This is a genomic window from Paenibacillus sp. BGI2013 (assembly GCF_002843485.1).
In the GTDB taxonomy this organism is placed as follows: domain Bacteria; phylum Bacillota; class Bacilli; order Paenibacillales; family Paenibacillaceae; genus Paenibacillus; species Paenibacillus amylolyticus.
The window spans coordinates 1-22,825 of sequence record NZ_PJFA01000004.1; the positions used below are offsets into that span (position 1 = coordinate 1).

General features: G+C 44.7%; 23 protein-coding genes. 19 read left to right on the top strand and 4 right to left on the bottom strand.

Annotated features, from left to right (window positions below):
- Nucleotides 1–191 precede the first annotated feature (191 nt).
- From tnpA to CXK86_RS11085, 5 genes are all read left to right on the top strand, one after another.
- Entirely contained in the window at nucleotides 192–698 is a 507-nt protein-coding gene (gene tnpA, locus CXK86_RS11065; RefSeq protein WP_180361744.1) for an IS200/IS605 family transposase, read from the top strand.
- A 303-nt stretch (nucleotides 699–1,001) separates the two neighbouring features.
- A complete protein-coding gene (locus tag CXK86_RS11070; protein WP_101313686.1) occupies nucleotides 1,002–2,159 on the top strand; it encodes a type III polyketide synthase in 1,158 nt (385 codons plus the stop codon).
- Nucleotides 2,146–2,865: a methyltransferase domain-containing protein gene (locus CXK86_RS11075; RefSeq protein WP_100528061.1), complete on the top strand. Its 720-nt coding sequence runs from the start codon at nucleotides 2,146–2,148 to the stop codon at nucleotides 2,863–2,865. The genes CXK86_RS11070 and CXK86_RS11075 overlap by 14 nt, the downstream gene beginning before the upstream one ends.
- 6 nt (nucleotides 2,866–2,871) lie before the next feature.
- Complete coding sequence (locus tag CXK86_RS11080) at nucleotides 2,872–4,020, top strand: NAD(P)/FAD-dependent oxidoreductase (protein WP_101313687.1); 1,149 nt, start codon at nucleotides 2,872–2,874, stop codon at nucleotides 4,018–4,020.
- 174 nt (nucleotides 4,021–4,194) lie between these two features.
- Entirely contained in the window at nucleotides 4,195–5,385 is a 1,191-nt protein-coding gene (locus tag CXK86_RS11085) for an aminotransferase-like domain-containing protein (protein WP_076317962.1), read from the top strand.
- Nucleotides 5,386–5,453: 68 nt separating this feature from the next.
- Here CXK86_RS11085 and CXK86_RS11090 read toward each other — a convergent pair whose 3' ends face one another.
- Nucleotides 5,454–5,879 carry a MaoC family dehydratase gene (locus CXK86_RS11090; protein ID WP_076249399.1) on the bottom strand — a complete coding sequence of 142 codons (426 nt, stop codon included), beginning with the start codon at nucleotides 5,877–5,879 and terminating at the stop codon, nucleotides 5,454–5,456.
- A gap of 164 nt (nucleotides 5,880–6,043) precedes the next feature.
- Between CXK86_RS11090 and CXK86_RS11095 the strand changes: the two genes are divergently transcribed.
- The 9 genes from CXK86_RS11095 to CXK86_RS11135 all read left to right on the top strand — a co-directional run bounded on the left by CXK86_RS11095 (nucleotide 6,044) and on the right by CXK86_RS11135 (nucleotide 15,446).
- Nucleotides 6,044–7,039: a LacI family DNA-binding transcriptional regulator gene (locus tag CXK86_RS11095; RefSeq protein ID WP_101313688.1), complete on the top strand. Its 996-nt coding sequence runs from the start codon at nucleotides 6,044–6,046 to the stop codon at nucleotides 7,037–7,039.
- 117 nt (nucleotides 7,040–7,156) lie between these two features.
- Nucleotides 7,157–8,041 carry an AraC family transcriptional regulator gene (locus CXK86_RS11100; RefSeq protein ID WP_017688600.1) on the top strand — a complete coding sequence of 295 codons (885 nt, stop codon included), beginning with the start codon at nucleotides 7,157–7,159 and terminating at the stop codon, nucleotides 8,039–8,041.
- Between the two features lie 85 nt (nucleotides 8,042–8,126).
- Nucleotides 8,127–9,392 (top strand): ABC transporter substrate-binding protein, encoded by a 1,266-nt coding sequence (locus CXK86_RS11105; protein WP_076249398.1) that lies wholly within the window; start codon nucleotides 8,127–8,129, stop codon nucleotides 9,390–9,392.
- Nucleotides 9,393–9,438: 46 nt separating this feature from the next.
- Entirely contained in the window at nucleotides 9,439–10,329 is an 891-nt protein-coding gene (locus CXK86_RS11110) for a carbohydrate ABC transporter permease (RefSeq protein WP_076249397.1), read from the top strand.
- Nucleotides 10,330–10,343: 14 nt separating this feature from the next.
- The gene (locus CXK86_RS11115; protein WP_083684212.1) at nucleotides 10,344–11,225 is read left to right on the top strand and encodes a carbohydrate ABC transporter permease; all 882 of its coding nucleotides are present in this window, start codon (nucleotides 10,344–10,346) and stop codon (nucleotides 11,223–11,225) included.
- Nucleotides 11,226–11,425: 200 nt separating this feature from the next.
- Nucleotides 11,426–12,835 (top strand): spore germination protein, encoded by a 1,410-nt coding sequence (locus tag CXK86_RS11120; RefSeq protein WP_076249396.1) that lies wholly within the window; start codon nucleotides 11,426–11,428, stop codon nucleotides 12,833–12,835.
- Between the two features lie 40 nt (nucleotides 12,836–12,875).
- Nucleotides 12,876–13,991: a GerAB/ArcD/ProY family transporter gene (locus tag CXK86_RS11125; RefSeq protein ID WP_076249395.1), complete on the top strand. Its 1,116-nt coding sequence runs from the start codon at nucleotides 12,876–12,878 to the stop codon at nucleotides 13,989–13,991.
- An 18-nt stretch (nucleotides 13,992–14,009) separates the two neighbouring features.
- Nucleotides 14,010–15,185, top strand: a complete 1,176-nt coding sequence (locus CXK86_RS11130; RefSeq protein ID WP_180361745.1) for a Ger(x)C family spore germination protein — start codon at nucleotides 14,010–14,012, stop codon at nucleotides 15,183–15,185.
- A 42-nt stretch (nucleotides 15,186–15,227) separates the two neighbouring features.
- Complete coding sequence (locus CXK86_RS11135) at nucleotides 15,228–15,446, top strand: hypothetical protein (protein ID WP_036608149.1); 219 nt, start codon at nucleotides 15,228–15,230, stop codon at nucleotides 15,444–15,446.
- Nucleotides 15,447–15,529: 83 nt separating this feature from the next.
- Here CXK86_RS11135 and CXK86_RS11140 read toward each other — a convergent pair whose 3' ends face one another.
- Nucleotides 15,530–16,804 carry a stalk domain-containing protein gene (locus CXK86_RS11140; protein WP_101313689.1) on the bottom strand — a complete coding sequence of 425 codons (1,275 nt, stop codon included), beginning with the start codon at nucleotides 16,802–16,804 and terminating at the stop codon, nucleotides 15,530–15,532.
- 266 nt (nucleotides 16,805–17,070) lie between these two features.
- Here CXK86_RS11140 and CXK86_RS11145 point away from each other — a divergent pair, with 266 nt between their 5' ends.
- Nucleotides 17,071–17,493, top strand: a complete 423-nt coding sequence (locus CXK86_RS11145) for a hypothetical protein (RefSeq protein WP_076249393.1) — start codon at nucleotides 17,071–17,073, stop codon at nucleotides 17,491–17,493.
- A 97-nt stretch (nucleotides 17,494–17,590) separates the two neighbouring features.
- Here CXK86_RS11145 and CXK86_RS11150 read toward each other — a convergent pair whose 3' ends face one another.
- On the bottom strand, nucleotides 17,591–18,016 hold the full coding sequence (locus tag CXK86_RS11150) for a hypothetical protein (protein ID WP_076249392.1): 426 nt from the start codon (nucleotides 18,014–18,016) through the stop codon (nucleotides 17,591–17,593).
- A 46-nt stretch (nucleotides 18,017–18,062) separates the two neighbouring features.
- Nucleotides 18,063–19,295: a GAF domain-containing sensor histidine kinase gene (locus CXK86_RS11155; RefSeq protein WP_076249391.1), complete on the bottom strand. Its 1,233-nt coding sequence runs from the start codon at nucleotides 19,293–19,295 to the stop codon at nucleotides 18,063–18,065.
- 163 nt (nucleotides 19,296–19,458) lie between these two features.
- Here CXK86_RS11155 and CXK86_RS11160 point away from each other — a divergent pair, with 163 nt between their 5' ends.
- The 4 genes from CXK86_RS11160 to CXK86_RS11175 all read left to right on the top strand — a co-directional run bounded on the left by CXK86_RS11160 (nucleotide 19,459) and on the right by CXK86_RS11175 (nucleotide 22,641).
- Nucleotides 19,459–19,767, top strand: coding sequence for a hypothetical protein (locus CXK86_RS11160; RefSeq protein WP_076249390.1), 309 nt, complete (start codon nucleotides 19,459–19,461; stop codon nucleotides 19,765–19,767).
- A gap of 192 nt (nucleotides 19,768–19,959) precedes the next feature.
- The gene (locus CXK86_RS11165) at nucleotides 19,960–20,526 is read left to right on the top strand and encodes an esterase/lipase family protein (RefSeq protein WP_083677388.1); all 567 of its coding nucleotides are present in this window, start codon (nucleotides 19,960–19,962) and stop codon (nucleotides 20,524–20,526) included.
- A gap of 192 nt (nucleotides 20,527–20,718) precedes the next feature.
- Nucleotides 20,719–21,717: a helix-turn-helix transcriptional regulator gene (locus CXK86_RS11170; protein WP_076249388.1), complete on the top strand. Its 999-nt coding sequence runs from the start codon at nucleotides 20,719–20,721 to the stop codon at nucleotides 21,715–21,717.
- 129 nt (nucleotides 21,718–21,846) lie between these two features.
- Nucleotides 21,847–22,641 (top strand): SDR family NAD(P)-dependent oxidoreductase, encoded by a 795-nt coding sequence (locus CXK86_RS11175; protein WP_101313690.1) that lies wholly within the window; start codon nucleotides 21,847–21,849, stop codon nucleotides 22,639–22,641.
- The last annotated feature ends 184 nt before the right edge of the window (nucleotides 22,642–22,825 follow it).

The following is a 22,825-nucleotide window of genomic DNA, read 5'->3' on the forward strand; positions in this document are numbered from 1 at the left end:
GGGAGAACTGTTTTTGTTACGAGGTCCTAGCCCCTAAAACCGCCACGTTCTCCCGGCTTCCCCCATCGTAAAACGACCACAAAAAAAGGCCAACCAGTAATTACTGGCTAACCTGACAATACGAAAACCACCCGCTATGCGGGTGGAGGGATCGAGGGTTTGACCACCAAGACCATTCCGATAAAATTGAGATGTTCAGGCTCAAAAGAAAGGAATGGTCTAGGGTGGCAAACAAGAGCTATAGCCTAGCTCACACAAAGTGGATGTGCAAATACCACATTGTATTTACCCCGAAGTATAGACGGAAAGAAATCTATAATCAAGTGAGAAAAGATTTAATCGAAATTTTCAAACGTCTGTGTAAGTACAAGGGAGTAGAAATTATAGAAGGTCATATGATGCCCGATCATGTTCACATGTTGGTAGCGATTCCACCGAAAATAGCTGTCTCAACGTTCATGGGATATCTAAAGGGAAAAAGTTCGCTAATGATATTCGAGAAGCATGCTCAGCTCAAGTATAAATACGGCAATCGAAAGTTTTGGGCAGAAGGGTACTATGTGAGTACAGTGGGTCTAAATGAAGCAACGGTAAGAAAGTATATTCGTGAACAAGAAGCACATGATCAAGCGTTAGATAAGCTGAGCGTAAAAGAATACGAAGATCCATTCAGCAGTCATCGGAGCAAAAAGAAGTAAAACCAGTTTAACTGGTGAGTGAAAGTGACAAATAACACTGAGCCTGAACAGCCCTGCTGTCAGGCTAGCGTCTTTAGGCGCAGTTTGGCAACAGGGGGTTATACCCCAAGAGCAAACCACCCGTTGGACGGGTGGTCCTGATTCATTGGTGTGATTGCTTCAATGGCTTGGCGAAACCAAGCTTCTGAGCTTGCGGATGTGTTAATAAACTAGATTAGGAGCCTTATTGAGATTATAACGATATCGTTAAGGGTAAGAGTTGTTAAATTAGAGGAAATAATGACCAATACCAGGAGGTTTATTATGAACCAATATAACAGTCCATCCGATATCGCGATTCTTGGCATGGGGACGGCTCTACCTGCTCACCCCGTAGCGCAGTCAGATATTGCAGAATTAATCGCTTCTTCTCTTCAGGATCGGCCAGATTTGGCCCGTTTTGCCAAGCGAATATTCAAGTCCTGTGGTGTTGAAACACGATATACCGTGGAACCGAGCTATCTGGGTTCACTGGAAGAATGCCGTTATCTGCCCTCTGGTGAGCGATCAGACATCCCGACAACCGAAGAACGAATGAATACATACAAGCGAGAGGCGCTTCCACTCGGGATTGAGGCGGCAGAGAAAGCCCTGGAAGATTCAGGCGTATCTCCAAAGAGCATCACACATATCATCACGGTAAGCTGCACCGGTCAGTATCTGCCGGGTCTTGATGTTATGCTCATTCGTCATTTGGGTTTGTCTGCCCGAGTTAATCGACTGCCGCTGATCTTTCAGGGTTGTGCCGCAGGGTTGAAAGCCATTCAGATGGCACGAGATGTCGTGCAGGGAGCTCCCGGATCACAGGTCCTTGTGGTCTGTGTAGAGTTGTGCACCATTCATTTTCAGCCCGTACAAGATCGGGAAGCGCTGTTTGCAGCTTCATTCTTCGGAGACGCTGCTTCTTCTTGTGTAGTGGGCACACCAGACTCTCAGCACAAGAATTATTTGAGTCTGGGAACGGGTTATTCTGTGCTTCTTCCGGATTCGACTGAAGATATGACCTGGGAGGTGGGGAATCTGGGGTATGACCTGTATCTATCCCCTCGTATTCCGAAGCTGTTAGGTGTTCATCTGGAAGAGGAACTGCGTCTTTTATTGCAAAGTGAACAGCTTCCTGAACTATGGGCCATTCATCCGGGAGGACGCGGGATTGTGGACTCTGTGCAGAATGTAATGAAGCTGCGAGACGAGCAAACGAAGTATAGCAGGGATGTCCTCAGAACGTATGGTAACTTATCTTCCAATACCATTCTGTTTGTACTGAACGCGATGCGTGAGGACATGAAGGCACAGGGTCAATCCTCCACAGATGGTGTAGCCATGGCATTTGGACCGGGACTCACCGCAGAGTTGATGAAATTCACTTATGTCCCCTCATTATCTTCAGTGATGGAGGAGCACGATCATGTCCTTTTTTAGAACATTGTCCATTCGAGCCAAGGAAGATGAACTGATGGATGACTTCTCTCTGGGAGGGGAGGAGCTGCGTGAAGCGCTTAGACATCTGAGACGTCTTAACAAAATATTTGCAGCACCTGGCCCAACTCTGGCTGGTGTAGAGAAGTTATGGAATTCAGTCGGTAAGCCGAATAAGCTGACCCTGCTGGATGTGGGGGCAGGTTCAGGGGATGTGAACCAGAAACTACTGCAATGGGCGGATCGTCAGGGTGTTCAGCTGGAAATTACGCTGGTTGATCTGACGGAAGAAGCGTGTGAGGAAGCGAGACAACTATTCCGTGACGAACCCCGAGTTCGGGTACAACGTGCCGATCTTACACAACTGCCGGATGTTTCAGCAGATATCGTGACAGGCTCCCAGTTTGTGCATCATTTTGACGGAGATCAGCTGGTTGATATGGTTTCTCATATGCTGAGAGCATCCAGATACGGTGTCGTTATTAATGATATTCACCGCCACCCCGTATCCTATAAGGCGGTCTGGATTACTACACGTATGATCTCGCGCAATCGTTATATTCGTCATGATGGGCCTCTTTCCGTAGCCAAAGGTTTTACAGGAAGGGATTGGAAGGAACTTAAACAACGTCTCAATCATGATACGATGACCTATGAATGGAAGCCATTATTCCGTTACTCTGTTGTTATTCCCACGAAAGGCAGGTGATCTTACGTGTCGAAATCGATAGATGTGATTGTCATCGGAGCCGGAATTGCCGGCAGTACATGTGCAATGCAACTGGCAGGGAAAGGACATCGGACCCTTTTGCTGGATCGCCAGGAGTTCCCGCGGCACAAAACCTGCGGTGAGTTCATGTCACCCGAAACGAAGGAGATGTTAGAAGTTCTGGATATTCACCTTCTGGACCAGTCAAAGAAACCGAGCACCATGGATCATGCCAAAATCGTTATGCCACAAGGCGGAGTGATCGAAGCACCGCTGCCGGGATTCGCATATGGCATAAGTCGATATGAGCTGGACCAGATTTTGCATCAGAAGGCGCTGGAGGCCGGAGCCCAGATTGTGACCAAAGCGACCATAACGAGTATCGAGCAGCTTGAGGATGCCAGTTATGAGGTTCAGGTGAAACAGGGAGATGAGCGGATCAGTTACAGAGCCAAAGCCGTTATCGGGGCACATGGGACCAAAAAGCCGCGCGGGATGGCTTCCGCACCTGATCTGCGGGACCAAACCGTATACGTTGGTGTTAAGTCCCACTTCAGCGGGATAGAGATTCCCGCAAGGGTAGAGTTATATTTTTGCGAGGGTGGTTACGTGGGCATTTCCCCGATTGAGGATGGCATTGTAAATGTCGCCGCATTGTTGACACTGGATACCGTCCAGGGAAGTAGCAAATCTGTAAACGATATTTTACAGGCGGCATCCCTGACAAACGTGAGTTTGGCGGCCCGTTTAGCCGAGGGAAACCCTGTAGATGGAACGCAAGTGTCGATTGCGCCCTTGCATCTGTCCAACGTTCCTGAGCCGTGGTCCCAATATCCGCATATTGGGGATGCCATGCTGATGATACCACCCTTATGTGGAGACGGAATGTCCATTGCTCTTCGCTCCTCACTCCTGTGTGCAAGGTGGACTGACAAGTACCTGCAAGGTGACATTGAACATGCCGATTGGCAGAGTAATTACACGCTGGAAGCAAGCCGTGAATTCACCCAATTGCTCAGACGCGCAAGAAGAATTCAAAAGCTGGCTTTTGCCAAAACCAATAAATTCTATCCTGGTCTGGCTCGGATGATCCCCGGTCTAGCCGCTTATGTAGTGAAGGCCACACGGTTATCCGAGATGAACACAGCGCGCTAACAGGATTTTGCTCAATACTTATGGGAAAGAGGTTGCTGACGGCGGCCTCTTTTTTGGCGTACAAACATTAATTTTGTGGAGACAGTTTGGAAATTCGGGAAATGCTCGTATAATAGAATCTAATGTAATGATAGAGAGTTAATTCAGATGAAATGTCGGGAGGCACTATTTAAGATGAACTATTCATTTTCCAATCGTATCGCAGCACTGCAACCATCCATTATTCGTGAGATTCTGAAGGCTTCTTCGGGGCAAAATGTAATTCCATTCTCTGCGGGAAATCCTGCTCCGGAAACCTTTCCTATTGAGGCGATTCGCACATTCACTCAATCCATTCTGGAGCATGACCCCGTCACAGCTCTGCAATATGGGATAACGGAAGGATATGTTCCCCTCAGGGAAGCATTGACTCAACATTTGAAGACAGGTTTTGATACAGGTAAACCATCCGATCAATTGTTCATTGTATCTGGAGCGCAGCAGGGGATTGAACTGGCCTGTAAAGTATTCTGTAATGAAGGGGACACGATCATCTGTGAGAGCCCGAGCTTTATTGGTTCCCTGAACTCCTTCCGGGCATCTGGTGCAAAGCTTGCAGGTGTTCCGATGGAGATGGACGGTATGGATATCGAGAAGCTGGAACAGGCGCTGCAAACGGAGCCTAATGTGAAAATGATCTACGTGATCCCAAGTTTCCAGAATCCTACCGGTGTAACAACGAGTCTTGCAAAACGTAAGGCCATATACGAGCTGGCTAAGAAGTATGGCGTTATGATTTTGGAAGATAACCCGTACGGAGAACTTCGATTCAATGGAGACGATGTGCCAACCATCAAGTCTATGGATGATGAGGGTCTGGTCATCTATGTTGGATCATTCTCCAAAATTCTGTCGGCTGGACTGCGCGTTGGTTTTGTACAAGCGCCCCATGAAGTCGTGGAGAAGATGGTTGTTGCCAAACAGGGAGAAGACGTACATACGGCCATGCTTCCACAGATTCTGGCGTACAAGTTCATGACAGAGTATGATTACGCGGGGCACATTAACAGCATTCGTGAGGTCTATCGGAGAAAAGCAACATTGATGATGGACAAGCTGCAAGAGCATATGGGTGAGTCCATTACCTATACCCAACCGGATGGTGGACTGTTCCTCTGGTGTGATCTGCCAGCACATGTGCCAATGCTTGATTATGCCAAGACAGCGGCAGCTCAAGGGGTTGCGGTTGTACCGGGAAATGCATTCCTGGTGAACGAGCAAGACCCTTGTAATGCCATCAGACTTAATTTCTCAACCCCGTCAGACGAACAGATTGTCAAGGGTGTAGAGATTTTGGGGCAGGTATTGAAAGGGTATAACGCTTAAAAATGATTCAATGTGATATATTTACGAAAAGCCGCCAATTGGCGGTTTTTTTGGGCTTTTTCTCAGCCTTAATTATCGATTAAAGCACTTAATTCTGCCTGAAATACCTTTTGATTCTTCTGATTGAAAGTACTCAGCAGTACCGTAACAATCCCATTTCCTTTTCGTCTGGGAGTCAGTCCAATGACTTCTGCAATGACATGAAGTTCATCATCCGGAAAGACAGGTTTCAGGAATTGAATGTTATTCATTCCGGTGCCCGCCACGACATGCTCTCCATAGACCCCGACCTCAATCCATAATTTAAAGGAGATATTCATCGTTTGCATGCCAGAAGCAATTAAACTGCCAAATCGGCCTTGCTTGGCCTTTTCCTCATCCAAATGCATGTACTGTGGGTCATAGATTGTGGCAAACTCAATAATATCACGCTTGGATAATGCCAAAGATGTGGTTTCGTAACGCTGACCTATTACATATTCACTAAATCTCATGAAGGCACCTCGGTTTCTTAAATATGTTTTTTCGTAGTTGATGTTTTGCTAAGAGACATGACTGGACTGACGTGTTAAAATGCTAGTGAACTATCCCGTGTGTATTGCTGTGTTACTGCCATAATGAACTAAACAGATGAAGCTGTTTTTGAGGAGTATATATGATGACAACGATTAAAGATGTAGCCAAGATGGCTGGTGTAGCCAGTTCGACCGTATCTTGCGTACTCAACGATAAAGGGAATGTAAGTGAGCCGACAAGACTTCGAGTGCTTGAGGCAGCGAGTCAACTCAATTATGTTAGGCATGGTCCTGCATCGGAATTAAAACGAAATAGTACACAAACCATTGGTATTATTGTCCATGACATGTCCAGCCCGTATTTCTCGGATTTGGTGAACGGAATAGAAACCGTCGTCATGAGTCATGGATACGATATGATCGTATGTAGTTCGTTGGGTGGAGAGAAGTCGACAGCCCATCGTTACATTCGTGAACGAAGAATTGACGGAGCTATTGTTATTGCTCAGAATATTCAAGATCAGTTGCTGATTGAAGCATCTGAAGCAGGGTTTCCGATTGTTGTCATGGATCGGGATCTGGATGCTCAACATATTGTAAAGGTTTTGATGAGTGATACGCAAGGCGGTTACTTGGCTACCCGTTATCTGATCGATAAAGGGCATCGGACAATAGCTTATATTAGTGGCCCGTCACAATCGGAATGTAATCTCCATCGTTATCAAGGTTATTTGAAAGCCCTGAAGGAGGCAGGTATCGAAGAGAACCCCGAATGGAAAATTGGCGGACAATACATGAAGCAAGATGGCTACAATGCAGCCAAGAAACTGCTTGAAGGAGAGTTGCCATCCGCTGTATTTTTTGCAAATGATGAGATGGCGATCGGCGGCTTGGAAGCCTTCAGGGAGCATAATATCTCAATACCTGAGCAGTTATCCGTAATTGGCTTTGACAATATACCTGCATCTCAGTACATGAATCCACCTCTAACCACATTTCGTCAGCCAAAGAGGGATGCAGGCCAGCTTGCAGGTCATGTTCTCTTCCAACTGCTGAACGGAGAGATCGTAGAGACGTTATATACACTGGACATCCAATGCGTGGAACGTGATTCTGTTCGGCTCCTCAACCTGAGTTGAGGAGTTTTTTTGCATTTTATAGAATTTTAAATTCTTAAAAAGAAAGGAGAGTAGCCATTAATGCATAATATAAAGACGAGGAGTATTTTGCGTTGGAAATAAATGGAGGTTGATACGATGGGCGTACCCACTTTTTTGGAGACAGGCCATATGCAAGAAGGTTTTCCCATTCGGGTAATTCATACAGGAAATCAGTTCAATTATGCTGCACACTGGCATGATGAGGTTGAACTGGTTCTCGTTAATGGTAAGAGCGCCAGAATTGGCGTGAACGACCACGTGTGTGAGTTGGAAAAAGGGGATGTGCTGCTGATCAAACCAGGGGATGTGCACTGCTTTTTGCCGGGGACTGAACATTTGACCATTATCTTGTTCCGACTCGAATTGTTAACGGGGAGTTTCACGACCGAAGCCGAAATTCAGGATCTCGGACAACTTTTCAACAAAACAACTGTTATTCCCTCGAATACGGGAAGTCAGAGCAATCTGACTCAATATATAGATGACATCATTACCGAGAAGAAAAATCAGAAGCCGGGATACCGATGGTTAATGGTATCCAGGTTGTATGATCTCATCATACTTTTATTACGTACCAAAGTACCGGTTACCACCGATGAATCTTCATCTTCAGGATGGGCATGTACTTCTTCCAAAAAATTTGAATTCCTTGAATCGGTCTGTGAATACCTGGAGGAGCACTATGCTGAGCCCATTAAGCTGGAACAGGTGGCGGAACATATTAAATTCAGCAAGTTCCATGTCTGCAAACTGTTCAAAGAGATCAAGGGAGTAACATTGATGGAATACTTGAATCATTTTCGAATTATCAAGTCAGAGTGGGCCTTATTGTTCCGTCAGGATACGATTCTGGAGATTGCGATCGGACATGGATTTAACAATGTTAACTCCTATAATCGTCTTTTCAAAAAATATAATGACTGTACACCCTCCGAATTTCGTAAGAAACATCGTACGAATATCACAAAATATGGAGGGTAATGCACAATATTTGTGGAGAAAGCCCTCTCCAAAATCAATATACTCTAATAAATTGTAAGCGTTTCCTTTTTGAAGGAGGGGGCCTATGAAGAAGTGGTTTAAGCCAACTATTGTATTTGTATGTGCAGCGATGTTGTTAGCTGGTTGTCAGTTCAGTCCATCGAATCAAACCAAGCAACAGGAGATTACCGTGTGGAGTTTTACAGATGAAGCAGGGTACGCCATCGAGAAATTCGAACAGAAATATCCTGACATCAAAGTGAACTTTGTCAACATCCCCGGTAATTTCTATATCACCAAGCTGAAATCTGCGCTACAGACAACCTCGAAGGCTCCAGATGTATTTATGATTGAAAATGCGAATATTCGAGAGCTGATTGACGTTCCATATCTGGAGAATCTATCAGCTTCGCCGTATAACGCCAATGAACTTATTCAGGAACAATATGCTTTTGTTCAGGCCAATGAACAGGACAGTGAGGGAAATGTCAGAGCGATAGGTTATCAGGGAACACCAGGGGGCATCTACTATCGTCGGGATTTGGCGAAGAAATATCTGGGCACCGATGATCCTGAGAAGGTGGGTTCACAGATCGATACATGGGAGAAGATCTTCGAGATTGGAGAGAAGGTGCAGCAACTAAGCGGGAATAAAGTACATGCATTGGCGAATTGGAATGCTATATCGAATTCATATGATGGTATACCTTGGGTGAAGGACGGCAAACTTGTCATCGATCCAACGTACTTGGAAGTGCTCGATCTTGTACGTGAAGCACGTGAGCGGAATGTACTTGCCGAGTATGAAGATGGAAGTGCCGGTTACGCTGCATCCATGCAAAAAGGAGAGGTCATGTTTTATCCCGGGGCAACCTGGGGTTTGCAATATACGTTCAAGGCAAACGCTCCGGATACCGAAGGCATGTGGGGCTTAGCCCAGGGACCGTCAGCCTTTAGTTCAGGTGGAACCTATATCGCGATGTACAGTAAAAGTGAGAAAAAGGATTTGGCCTGGAAGTTTATTGAGTTCTATAATTTTGACCACGACTTTCTTTCCGAGTTAGCGAAAGAACAGGATTATTTCACCAGTAACATGGTTGTGAATGATGAACTTGCCCCGTCTCTCTCATCGACCTATTTGGGAGGACAGAAGCATTTCGAGTTTTTCTCGGAGGCCGCAAAACGGGTACCTGTATACGAACGCACCAAATATGATGCCACGATTAACAATGATATCTACAAGATTGTACTCCAGTTATATCTCAACAAGGACATTCAGACCAAGGAAGAAGTCGTAAAGCGAATCAAACGTGATGTTACCTTGAGATTTCCGGAGCTGGAAGTGGATTAGTAAGCGATTGAATATACACATCCGATGATAACTGGGGGGATAGAGCATGTTTGCCAAAACGATTCGCAAGGACCATTACGGCTACTACTTCATTGCTCCGTTTTTTATTATTTTTACCACTTTTGGGCTGTATCCCATTTTATATTCGCTCTACATCAGTTTCACCAACTTTGATGGGATCACGACACCTGACTTTGTAGGGATCGGTAATTACGTCGCCGTATTACAAGACCCGTTGTTCTACAAAACCTTGTTTAATACGTTATTCATCTGGGGCGTTTCTGTAGTTCCACAACTCACAATCTCACTTGTGTTGGCTTTTATCCTGAATGATAAGCTGCTCAAAGGACGGGACTTTTTCAGAGCCGTATACTTTTTTCCCAACATCGTTACGGCTGCATCACTTGGATTGCTTGTGAGCTTGATTTTTGACTGGCAGTCTGGCGGACTGAATCATTTTTTGGTGCAGACCGGCATAATACAAGATCCAATTAACTGGAAAAATGACCCCTGGTTTATGCGTCTGATTGTATCATCCATTTTGTTTTTTCAATACTTCGGCTATTCCATGGTCATCTACCTTGCAGGTCTTCAGGGCATTGATCCTTCATTGCTGGAAGCTGCACAGATGGATGGCGCGAAAAAGAAACATATTTTCATCCATATTATCGTGCCGATGCTCCGTCCAATAATTCTGTTTCAGATGATTACATCCATTATTGGTGGCATCCAGATTTTCGATCAGCCATTTACACTAACCAACGGCAATGGCGGTCCTGACCGAGCAGCCATGACGAGCATTATGTATCTCTATAATGTAGCATTTCAGAGCACACGATTTGGTTACGGCGCTGCCATCGCATTTTGCCTGTTTATTATCATCATATTGTTGTCCGTTGTATCCTTCATCATGACCAAGCGGAAGAGCCGTTCATAGGGAGGGGAGTTCTTATGCAAACTGCAAAATCAGTTGAACAACCAAATGCGGCGATTCAGCAATATGCCAATACAAGGGGGCTGACGGCAGGTAAAATCATCATCTATCTGTTGCTGACAGGTCTTGCCGTGCTCTGCATTATTCCATTTTATCTGATGCTTATCTATTCCACACATAATAATGCAACGATTGCTTCGACGTTTACATTTCTCCCTGGATCATTCTTGATTGATAACTATATGAACATGGTATCCAAAATCAACATATGGCGTGGGTTTGCCAACAGCATATTTATTGCCGGAACATCGACCGTATTATCTCTGTATATTGGGGCTCTAACTGCGTATGGATTTGCTAAATTTAAATTCAAAGGACGAAACGGATTGTTCCTGTTTTTGTTAGCAACCATGATGGTACCGGGTCAACTGGCTTTGATTGGCGTATATCGACTTTTCAGCATGATGGGACTTCTGGATAGTTATGCCGCAATTATTTTGCCTGCTGCAGCTAATGCGTTTAATGTATTTTTTATCAAACAGTTCATGGAGAGCAGCATCCCGGATGAGATTATTGAATCTGCACGGGTGGACAGTGCCGGTGAGTTCCGGACGTTCAATCAGATTGTACTGCCTATTCTGGGGCCGGCAATCGCCGCCCTTGGCATATTCACGTTTATCGGATCATGGAATAATTTCCTGACACCGCTGGTGCTATTTTTCTCCCTGGATAAATATCCACTTCCGGTATTGGTTGCGCTAGTGCAGGGGTACTATGGGATGGATTATGGGCTCTTGTATTTGGGGGTAGCGATCTCAATCCTGCCTATTATCATTGTATTCTCTATATTTTCCAAACAGATTATTGGGAGTGTTGCTTTGGGTGCTGTGAAAGGATAGCGATCAATAGAAAATAGGGAATTGCAAAGAGCAAGATCAACGAATTCATAGGAATGCAATAGCGTTTTATATCATCAGAGTCGCTCATGAGGGCGGCTTTTTTGGCATTCTATATTTTGCGTATATATCCTAACTGATAAGTAAAGGATACCTTTAACTGAGAATATCTGGACGGAGCGTTTACGGAAAGGGGAGGCGTCATGGACACATCAGCGATAACACAACAGGACTTACCGTTAACCGGAAATCTTGCTATTGATCAAGAAATGTTACGCTCCGTTTTTGCGGGTTGCTCGGACGTTGTATTTCATACATTCCAAACCGCGTGTCTTACATCAGCATTATGCGTATATTGTGTTGGTGTATGCGATACGGAGCGGCTGGAACGCCAGGTACTAACGCCCCTTCAGGAAACGGGGATCGAAGCTGCGCAAGTTCCGCTAGCTTCTGTTAAGCAAGTTGAAACGACTACTCAGGCAGTACAGGCCATATTTGAAGGAGAAGCTCTGTTACTACTGGATGGTTCAATAGGCGGAACAACATACCCACTATACCAAGCTGCAAATCGTTCAACGGAGGAACCGTTAGCTGAATCGACCGTGCGTGGTGCACGGGATGGGTTCACAGAATCGTTGACCATGAATATGTCATTACTGCGCAAACGTCTCAAGACACCTGCACTGAAGATTCATACACGTAACATGGGAGATCGTACAAACACCAGTATTTCACTTGTATACATGGAGGGGATTATTGATCCCAAACTTGTTAAGGAAGTGGAGACACGACTTGGCGATTTAAAGCTCCGAGACGTACTGGAGAGTCAGTACATTGAAGAAGGCATTGTCGACCAGCGATATTCACCATTTCCACAGATGATTGCGACGGAACGCCCGGATGTCGTTGTTTCCAACTTGCTGGAAGGTCGTTTTGCTATTCTCGTTGACGGAACGCCGTTTACCCTTATCGCGCCAGTAACCATTTTTTCCATGTTACAATCCCCCGAAGATTATTATCAAAATGTGTTCATGAGTGTTTTTGTACGCTGGCTGCGATACATTTTTTTTGTTTTATCCATGCTGCTTCCATCGGCTTATGTAGCGATTACGACGTTTCATCAGGAGATGATTCCTACCGTATTACTTCTCAGTATTGCTCGGGCGAGAGAAGAGATCCCTTTTCCTGCCCTGGTGGAAGCACTCATTATGGAAATCGCCTTTGAAGCATTGCGTGAGGCTGGTGTCCGATTGCCCAAGCAGGTCGGATCAGCGGTCAGTATCGTGGGCGCCTTAATTATTGGGCAAGCTGCGACGAGTGCCGGAATTGTCTCAGCCCCCATGATTATCATTGTCGCGATTACCGGTATCGCTTCTTTCATGATCCCCCGCTATGCTGCCAGCATCGCGACCCGTCTACTACGTTTTCCCATGATGTTTCTGGCGGGAACGCTGGGACTCACGGGTGTCATGCTGGGAGTCATCTTGGTTGTCATTCATCTGAGCAGTCTTCGTTCATTTGGAACACCTTATCTCTCACCGGTAGCACCTACGATGGCTAAGGAACTTAAGGATGTATGGTGGCGTCCATCCCCAAGGAACAAACCACACTAGAACAATCTACATTCGAGCAAACAAGGGAGCGGGATTACATATGTTGACTGACAAAGGGAAAATATCGGTGACTCAATTGGCATTTATGGTCTTTCCCGCCATTTTCGCGACGGCTATCCTGTCTGTTCCGGGAATTACAATGCACTATGCAGGACATGACATGTGGATGACTCCAATTATAGGTTCAATCGTTGGATTGGCTGCTATTGGTATTTCAGTTGGACTTGATCGTCTGTACCCTGGAAAAACACTCATTCAATCCAGCGTATTGATTATTGGTCGGATTCCAGGCAAGTTATTTGGCCTGATATATATCGCTTTTTTGCCCCACCTGACGGGCTTGATTATTCGGGAATACGGTGAATTCATTGTCAATAATGCACTTCCACGTACACCTTTGTTTGTTGTGATGGGTACCATGGTTGTTGTATGTGCGATTAATGTCAGACTCGGGATTGAAGTTGTCGGACGAACCGCTCAGGTGTTTGTTACCCTGCTGATCGTTCTGCTAGCTTTGATCTTTATATTGTTGATTGGTGAACTGAATCCTGCCGAGCTGTTTCCTTTTATGGAGAAGGGTCCAATTCCCATTATTACGGGGGCTGCTGCACCTGCTGCATGGTTTAGTGAATATATCGTGTTGGCTTTTCTGCTACCCTATGTGAATGAAAAAAAACGAATAACCCGGGTCATGTTAGGTTCCCTTGTGTTTACAACAACTGCAATGACAGTTACCAATCTGTTTTGCCTGTTTTTAATTGGTGATTTGACGGATACATTTGTATTTCCGGTCATGATCGCAGCAAGATACATAACCATTGCGGACTTTCTGCAGCATATCGAATCCCTTATTATTGCTATCTGGATTTTCGGTATTTTCGTTAAAATTTCCGTTTTTCTATATATCTTTGCTACATCAACCGCGGAATGGTTTGGTTTGCGGGACTACAAACCTGTGGTTGGTCCACTTTCGTTCCTGTGCATGATATTTGCTTACTGGGTTGTGTCCGGTGGATCCGGTATTTCCAGTTTGGTTAGCGCTTCAGCCAACTTGTATACGATCAGCATTTTATTAATCCTTCCGGCTATGATTTACGGTGTCGCATGGCTGAAGAAAGGGTGGGCACATTTTCGGAAGAATCGAGCGAACACCTGATTGATGGGGGAGGAGCACTTGCGAATATATAGAGTACTACTAATGCCAATATTGTGTTGTGTGCTTTTAAGTGGATGCTGGGATCGCATCGAGATTAACGATTTGGCTATCGTGCTGGCTACAGGGATAGATTATGAAGATGGCAAAGTACAATTGACTTCACAGATTTTCATTCCGCGAAAGGCGAGTGCAGGAGATAGCAGTGGGAGTGGAGGTAGTCCAAGCGGGGTTACAATGATTCGAACAGCGGAAGGACGTACAATTGCCGAGGCATTGAATCGGTTACAACGTAAAGTTCCCCGGAATATGTTCTGGGGCCACTGCGAAGTCATAATCATTAGTGAGCAAGCCGGCAAACGCGGTATCCGCGAGTATATCGATTTCTTCCTGCGTTACCCTCAGTTCAGGGAGCATGCATATGTCTTTTCCAGTGAAAAGGCTGCGAAAGATATCCTTGCGTTACTTGATCCACTGGAGCGAAGTTCTGCTGAATCGTTGCGTGAGATGGCCAATCTGAAGTTAGGTACACGTGTTACTGCGCTTGAACTAGCTAAATCTATTGAAGGTCCGAGCAGTTCAGCCATTTTGTCTCGCATGTTAATCTTACCCCCGGAGCCTGATCAGGATAAACTGACGACTACGCCATATGTGAAAGGTCTGAGTATGTATAAGAAGGATCGTTATGTCAAGACGGTCAAAGAACCACTAAGCGTAGGTGTATTACTACTTGCAAAAGAACTGAACAGCATTATCATGCCCGTTGAGTTTGAGCCGTTAAAGGGTTCTTTTTCGATAAGACTCATTGAAAATAAAACCTCCTTGAAGCCGCGAATTGTAAACAAACAGTGGAGTATGAAGGTCGACATCCAAACCAGGGGAGAAGTGGTGTTAAATACGACGGATGCCAATCTGACGGATCCCGCTGTATTAACTAAACTGGAAAAGGAATGGTCGGCTAAACTCACATCTTTGGCTCATGATGCTTTAGTCATGTCCCAGAAAGAGCTGCGCTCCGATTTCTTCAAATTCGCAGTTGAATTTCGCAGATATTACCCGCATCAATGGAAAGCGCAGGAGAAGAACTGGGAAACCATCTATCCTGATATGGACGTGGAAGTCAACGTAGATGCACATGTAGTACGTACCGGAAAATCAACAGGACCACAGGGGATACCTAATGAGGACGAAAGTTGAACAGAATCGGCTCCTGTACAAGCCTGGAAGAGAGGTGATTGAATGAAACTAGGCTCAATCCTTGGAATATTGATGCTGGCGACTGCGATAGTGTATGGAGAGTGGAAGAGCAGCAAAGAGAAGCGAGCCAGAATAGTGAGCGCGGGATTTACTGCTGTGGCGGCAGTAATTGGGATCATTCTTCTCTTTCAGCCCCGTTTGCCTGGTCCTACCCAGTTTGTGAAGCTTATATTTGGAAGTGTGGATAAATTTATAAAATAAGATGATGGGAAAAAGAAGGACCAAGTCTCTGCGTACCAGAGGCGCGGTCCTTCTTTTATTTAAGTTGTAGCCAGTTAGAAAGTTTACTCTTTGATCACAGAAGCATTTACGGCATCTTCCATTTTTGTATTGTAGGAACGGAACAGACCCAGACGCCAGAACGCGGCTCCTTTGAGGTCATAACGTTTGGCGAGACCCAGCTTATCATCAACAGAGGACGGCGTTTCACTGCTTAGACTGATACCGAGCAGAAGTTTACTCTTTGGGACACCGGCCTGTATGGCTAATTGAATTGCCTGATCTACAAGACTATTTGGCTCAGGTACCTGAGATTTGGTGCCAACCGGATTATACTGATAGGCCATAATAATAAGATCATCTGCAATAGAGGCAAGTGTTTTGTAATCATAACCTTTATAAGCACTATTTAGCGGCGGTACTGCCAGAGATAAAGCTGTGTCCTGGGGCAAGGAACTTTTTAATTGTTTCACGTAAGCATTGAGCAGCTTCTGTTGTTCTACCGCATCCAGTTTAAAGCCCAATCCTTCAAAATCCAGAACAACTCCGCCAAAACCATGCTCTGCGACAGCAGCAGTTATGCCTTCAATCGATTTCTGCCGCAGGCTCTTGTCGCTCAGAACTTTGGTCAGTTCGCCATTTCCGTCCAAGGCATACACCATGAGCTGTGGTTGGATCTGTTGATCTGCTGCGTCATCAACGATGGACTGCGGTGTAATATCACCCGCAGCAGCAGGGAGGCGGTACTCATCCCCTTGGAGCGTGAACTGACCTTCACGATCAATGCGGCTCCAGCCAAAGGCTACGGAATTCATGGAAGTAATAAGGTCCTTTTCTTGAAAGGATTGCAATGCATAGAAGGCTCTCAGGTGCATCTCGCGTTGTGGGGAGACAAGGGAGACCGTCTTGGTTGCTTGATTCCAGCTTACTTGTACACCGAATTGGTTACTGAACGAACTTAGTGGAATAAGTACGCGGCCCTCCCGCTGAACGGGTGCAGCTGAGAGTGTAACTTTTTTTCCATTTACGGTCGCTGTGGTGCTGCTAACTTGTAATAGTACCTCGGTAGTTTGTCCTTTCACCGTGTTCGTTGCTTTTACAGTCTGTGATTTGCTGTTCCAGGTAATATCAATACCTAGGGCTTCACCGACCGTCCGAAACGGAACATAAGTGACACCTTTATCAACTCGTGGAGCTGCATCAAATTTCAGGGGCACATCATCCAATTGAACTGAGATGGCCGGGGCAGCATAGGCTCCACCGATATTGGGGGTACTTCCAAGAATAGAGAGAGCAATTACAGTAACCGCAGCGATTTTTCCTGCTCTTTTAATAAGCATCGTTTGTGTCCTCCAACTCCGTACATAATAGTAGAATCGTATTTTGAACAGAATCTAGTAATCTAACATATGTAGCATAACAAAATTTTCATATCGTTCCAATATAAGAGTCCGGAATGTAGTCATATATACCATATCGCTGTTTAATAGGTTCTTCCGACAATAGTGTAATTAAATGATAGCTTTGGTGAGTTGTTGGCTAGAAGTCCAAACACAATAGTACGCTACGAATATACTATCCTATCCCAACATTAGGAGGTAGATTGATGAGCACATTTCTGGATGCAAGAACATCACAAAATGCCAGTTTGGCCAACTCAATAGCTATTCCAATATTATTACTGAACACCCCACAGCTCTTTGGTCAAATCGGTCTGCAAACTGCCGGAGCAGGAGCGAATCCCAGAGTTCAATTTAAAGGAACGGTTTCTGTACAATTACCTTTAGCTCTTGCGGGAATAACGATTACCGTTGTAAGAGGTACCTTGTCAACGGACCCGGTTATTTACTCCGCAACGTCCACATTTGGTTTAAGTGTATTGGCACCACAAGTAATAACATTCTCTGGAAATGATTTTAATCCACCGATTTTACCACAATTAACTTACACTGCTTTTATAAGCTCCAACTTGCTGGGAACAGTCCGTGTTGGTCCCGAGAATTTTGATGGATTTGTGGTCTCTGATTAATAGCTCGCTCTAAAAATAGTTATGTTAATCGTAAAAACAACCCCATACCTCTAATCTACGGGAAACCGATTAGAGGTATGGGGTTGTACGTGTTTGTTCAATCTGAAACGACAAATCCGTCGAAACTCTCGGGTCCCACCCGAGTAGTCCCGAGCAGGTTTGTGCTGATAAATGCGGTATAGGTTAATTGGGGCATGAGCGGTGGGTTATAGTCAGTGGCAGAGAAGACAATCACTTCAGGGTTAAGCAGACCATTCAGACCATATGTGTGGTTTCCCGAGTATACAATTGGATCGGTTGCGATTGTTCCTCTTACCACAGTAATCCTTACTATAAAAAGTGCACGCGGCAATTGCACCGTGATGGTTCCTTTTAATGAAACTCTTAGATTGGTTCCGGCTCCAGCGGTGATGAGACCAATCTGGCCGAATAATTGTGGCGTAAAAATCACTGGAATCGGTATGGAAATGGAATTAAACAACGCAGCATTTTGCGATGATCTTGCATCGAGAAATTGAGTCAACGTATATACCTCCTATCTGTTTCAGATAGAATAATATATTCATCATTCAGATATTTGTATGGACGTTGGGTGCAGCGCTGGAGATATTAAAGACAAACCGACTGCCCATAGGACTGGACTCTTTAAGCCATACAACGCCACCCATTAATTCAGCGAGTTGTTTACAGATGGACAAGCCCAGCCCCGCTCCGCCATACTTTCCTGAATTACCATGAATCTGGGAATAGGATTTGAACAACAGATCCTGACGGTCCTGCGGGATGCCGATGCCCGTATCCTTTATTTCGTAGGATGCATGGAGAGTACCTTTGGTATCAGCAGATACCTCAGTAGAGATGCATACTTCACCTGTCTCCGTAAATTTTAGCGCATTCCCAACGAGATTGATTAAAATCTGACGAACTTTGTGCTGATCGCCCATAAGCATCAGATGATCATTAATATTATATTCTGCGTACAACCTAATTCCTTTTTTCTGTGCTTCAGAAGAGAATAATTGTAATACATGTTCAACTGTGTCAGAGACACTATAGGGCTTGATCTCCAGAGAGATCGCACCAGCTTCTGCTTTGGAGTAGTCCAGAATTTGATCCATCATCGACAGAAGGCTGGCGCCACTTGACTCAATGACATTAACATATAACGATTGATCCTCACTTAGCCTGGTCGATTGCAACAGATTGGCCATTGCAAGAACACCATTCATTGGCGTCCGGATTTCATGGCTGAGAACGGCCAGCAAATTTTTCTTTTCTTCAAGCACTTTTGCAGCGGTCTCTTCCGCCTGTTTTAATTGTTGCAGAGTTGTTTCCATCTCAAGAAGACTCGTGAAAAAGGAAGACAAGGAGAGAAGCAGATCCACGTCCTTTTGTTGATAGGAATAGAAATCCTGATCAAATGAGCAAAGGGAGCCGTAAATTTCTCCGTTCTCATTATGTATAGGCACACCGACAAATGAACACCCACCTACGAATTCGGTTGCGTCCATATGTCTGGTTAATGGATGTGTTAGATTATTATTGATTACTAACGGGCCTTGGGAATGTTCAGTCACAAGTGCACAGTATGACTCGGCGTTATCAACGACCAGCCCCTCACCCAGAATGAGTTTGTCACGATTATATACGTTCAGAACCTTGGTGGATAGATGATCCAACTGGGCAATACAAAACGTGTTTGCAGGAATTAACCTGCTTGCCGTGTCCATGACATTAGCAGCCGAATCATATAATTTATGTGAGACAAGGGATAGTACATCAATGAATTCTGTTTTTAACATATTGATTTGACTCCTCCTGATTGTAGAAATTCGTTGTGCACTGTATTCAGTATATATGAATTTGAAGAATCGATCATGTATGGTTTTGACAGTGGAAGACGGAAATGAGAAAATATAATGCTGTGTAACATGTATATATTAATAAAGTTTTGGAGGCAAATCAATGAATCAGCGTTTTCGAATTACCCGATCCATGCAGGAAAGCAATGCGGAACAATCCATCTCGCTGGAAGAGTGCAAACTCTACTTCGAATCCCAACCCGATTTTACCTATTCACCGGTTCTTAACATTGTAGGAGCTGAGAGCACCATGACCATCGACGGGGACTTTTTTATGTGGGACCTTGAGGGTGCACAGATTGCTTTTCGTTTGTACATGGGGGATCTGTATGTAGCTATTTCTAACGAAGCTATTGTTCCCAAAATGATTGAGATTGCAACGGATCTACGTGCAGATATCGTTGAAGGATAAGAAGTAGAGAACTAGAGTTTGATAAAAATGTAATGATGTTAGTTGTAGTATGTTTTAGAGATCCCTGTAAAAATGAGACTAAAGATTCATTTATATTCCATATGTTAGATTGTAATATATGGAATATAAAACATTTTACAGGAGGGTAATGAAGTGAAAAAGACCAAATTAATACTTGTTGTATTCCTGAGCATGATCCTTGCCTTATCAATAACTGGAATAGGATCGAGTTCAAAGGCTTCTGCAGCTACGGCACGTACACCCATTGTATTGGTACATGGATTGACCGGTTCAGATAGCAATTTTACAGCAATTGAGAGTTATTTGCGTAGTCAAGGGTGGACAAGAGACGAATTATTCGCGATTGACCTTCCTAGCAAACAAGGAAACCAGCTGTTGAACTCCGCAGCAATTAGTCGATTCGTAGATGATGTTCTGCGCCAAACGGGTCATACAAAAGTCAATATTATAGCTCATAGCATGGGTGGAGCTAATAGTCTCTATTACATACTTAACCGTGGAGGCGCTTCCAAAGTGGATAAGTTGATTACCCTTGGCGGGGCTAATCGATTGACCACAACGACAGCTCCGAGTGGAATAAAGGTGACTTCGATCTATTCCACCAGTGACACGATTGTGTCCCCGGTACTTTCCCGTTTGAACGGGGCGAACAACGTTTCGGTTTCCCTCGTATCCCATATCGGTCTGCTGTTTAACTCGCGGGTGAATGCCCTGATCAAAACTGCGTTGAATGAGTAGCTGAACATACAAAATGTGCATTTTTTCATTGATATACAATGATTGACTTGAACACGACTGGCCATTTATGGGCAGTCGTGTTTTCGTATTACCCGGAAATGGCTCGCTGAGGTAAGTTTCAAAAATAGGTACATCCGTTCTATAATTAGAAATCAGAATTAAAAATGGAACAAGTTAAAGGAGTCTATATACATGCAACTTCTACCGAATGATCGAATTAAAGTTCATCCAGGTTTCTGGGCTGGTTTACATCAATTAGGGATTGGTGCTCACGACGTAGCTCGCACTGCACAATTGCCTCTTGAAGTAATCACTCAACCTGTAGTGACCCAATCTCAATACTTCGCAATCTGGCAGGCCTACTCTGATCTCAATGGGGACACCGCCGAGGGCATCATCAAACTTGCAACCGGATATGAAATATCGAAGTATCCTCCGCCTGTACTGGCGATGTACCATGCTCGTGATTATCGTGATGCGTTGAATCGCATGGTGCGTTACAAGCAAATGTGTCCTCCCGAGAGTTTGCAGATTACCGAAGCAGGGGAGGAATGTATCATTGAACTCGAATGGTTACATAAGGAGCAACAAGGTCCGCCATTACTTGTTGGTATTACGCTGGCATTTCTGATCGAACTTGGACGGAGGGGCACAGGACAACCTTTGACTGCCAAAAGGGTTGAGTTCTCCCAACCGATGGGTGACGTAGCCACCCTTGAGGCTTACTTCGGCTGCCGAGTTGATACGAATTCTAAGCATAATCGGCTGACGCTAGAACGGAAAGATCTGAGTCTTCCATTTCTATCGTATAACGAGGAGTTACTGGAGATTCTGACCCCGGCACTGGATCGGTCGCTGGACGAACAAGAGAGCAATCGTTCCATTACTGAAGTGGTCAAATGGATTATGAAACGCAGCCTCACAGGAAAGCGCCCTGACATCCAGACGGTCGCCAAAGAGCTTCGCATGAGTGATCGTACCTTGCAGCGGCGACTGACGGAGGAGAACACAAACTTCAAGCAATTATTAACCGAGGCCAGACGTGAGCAGGCCCGAGCGTACCTTGCAGATCCTTCACTTGATATCAAAGAAGTGGCATTTCTGGTTGGGTATGAAGATCAGAATTCGTTCTATCGTGCTTTCAAGACCTGGGAAGGGGATACACCTTCAAATTGGCGTGTAAGGCAATAACTCTGGCGCAAAATGCTAGTTACTAGGTCCTTCAGACTGCGTAATATTATACCTATCCGGTGCATGAAGCTATTGGCAATGTCCAGAAGAAGCAGCCGGATAGTTGTAATCATGAAGGAGAAATGCAGGATGGATATGGGACTAAAAGAGAAAACAGCCTTAGTTACAGGATCAACAAAAGGGATCGGCAAAGCGATTGCTATAGCACTCGCTCGAGAAGGTGTTCATGTTCTGATTAATGGACGTAATGATGAAGAGGTGGAACAAACCGTTCGTGAAATCAAGTCCACTTTTCCGGAGACCTCTCCGCAAAAGGCTACCGCTGATCTTGTGGATCTGGCGCAACGCCAAGCTTTATTCGAGAAATTTCCTGAAGTTGATATATTAATCAATAACATGGGGATATATGAAATCATGAGTTATGAAGACATAAATGATGAAGTGTGGGAGAAATATTTCCGTACTAATGTACTTGCTGCCAATGGCTTGTCCCAATTTTATTTACCTAAAATGGTGAAGAACAATGACGGACGTATTATTTTCATTGCAAGTGAAGAAGCCCTTATGCCTTCAGGCCAGATGCCTCAGTATTGCATGACCAAGTCAATGCTGCTGTCATTATCCAAAAGTTTGTCCAAACTGACAGCAGGAACCGAGGTTACGATCAATACGATCCTGCCAGGTCCAACACTGTCCGAAAACGTACAAGAAATCATTGAGGGCATATACCCTGATGAGGCACTGACTTTTGAGGAAAAAGAGAAAGACTTTATGAAGAGTAATCTGCCACAGTCCGAATTACAGCGATTCATCAAACCAAGTGAAATAGGCAGACTCGCTGCATTTGTATGCAGCCCATATGCTTCAGCCTTCAGAGGCTCTCCCATCCGGATGGACGGGGGCATGGTTCCCACCATATTTTAAAATTGTTCAGGATACAGGATATCTATCCATAAGATGTCGCCAGCATTGGCGACTTTTTTATTTGTAAATGATCTATGCGAGGGGCGTCAATCGAGTTTATAATACAGGTATGATTTTCGAAAACGATTTCTGTTCATTGGAAGCGATTACTTTTATCGATTATATGAATTTAAAAGGGGACACT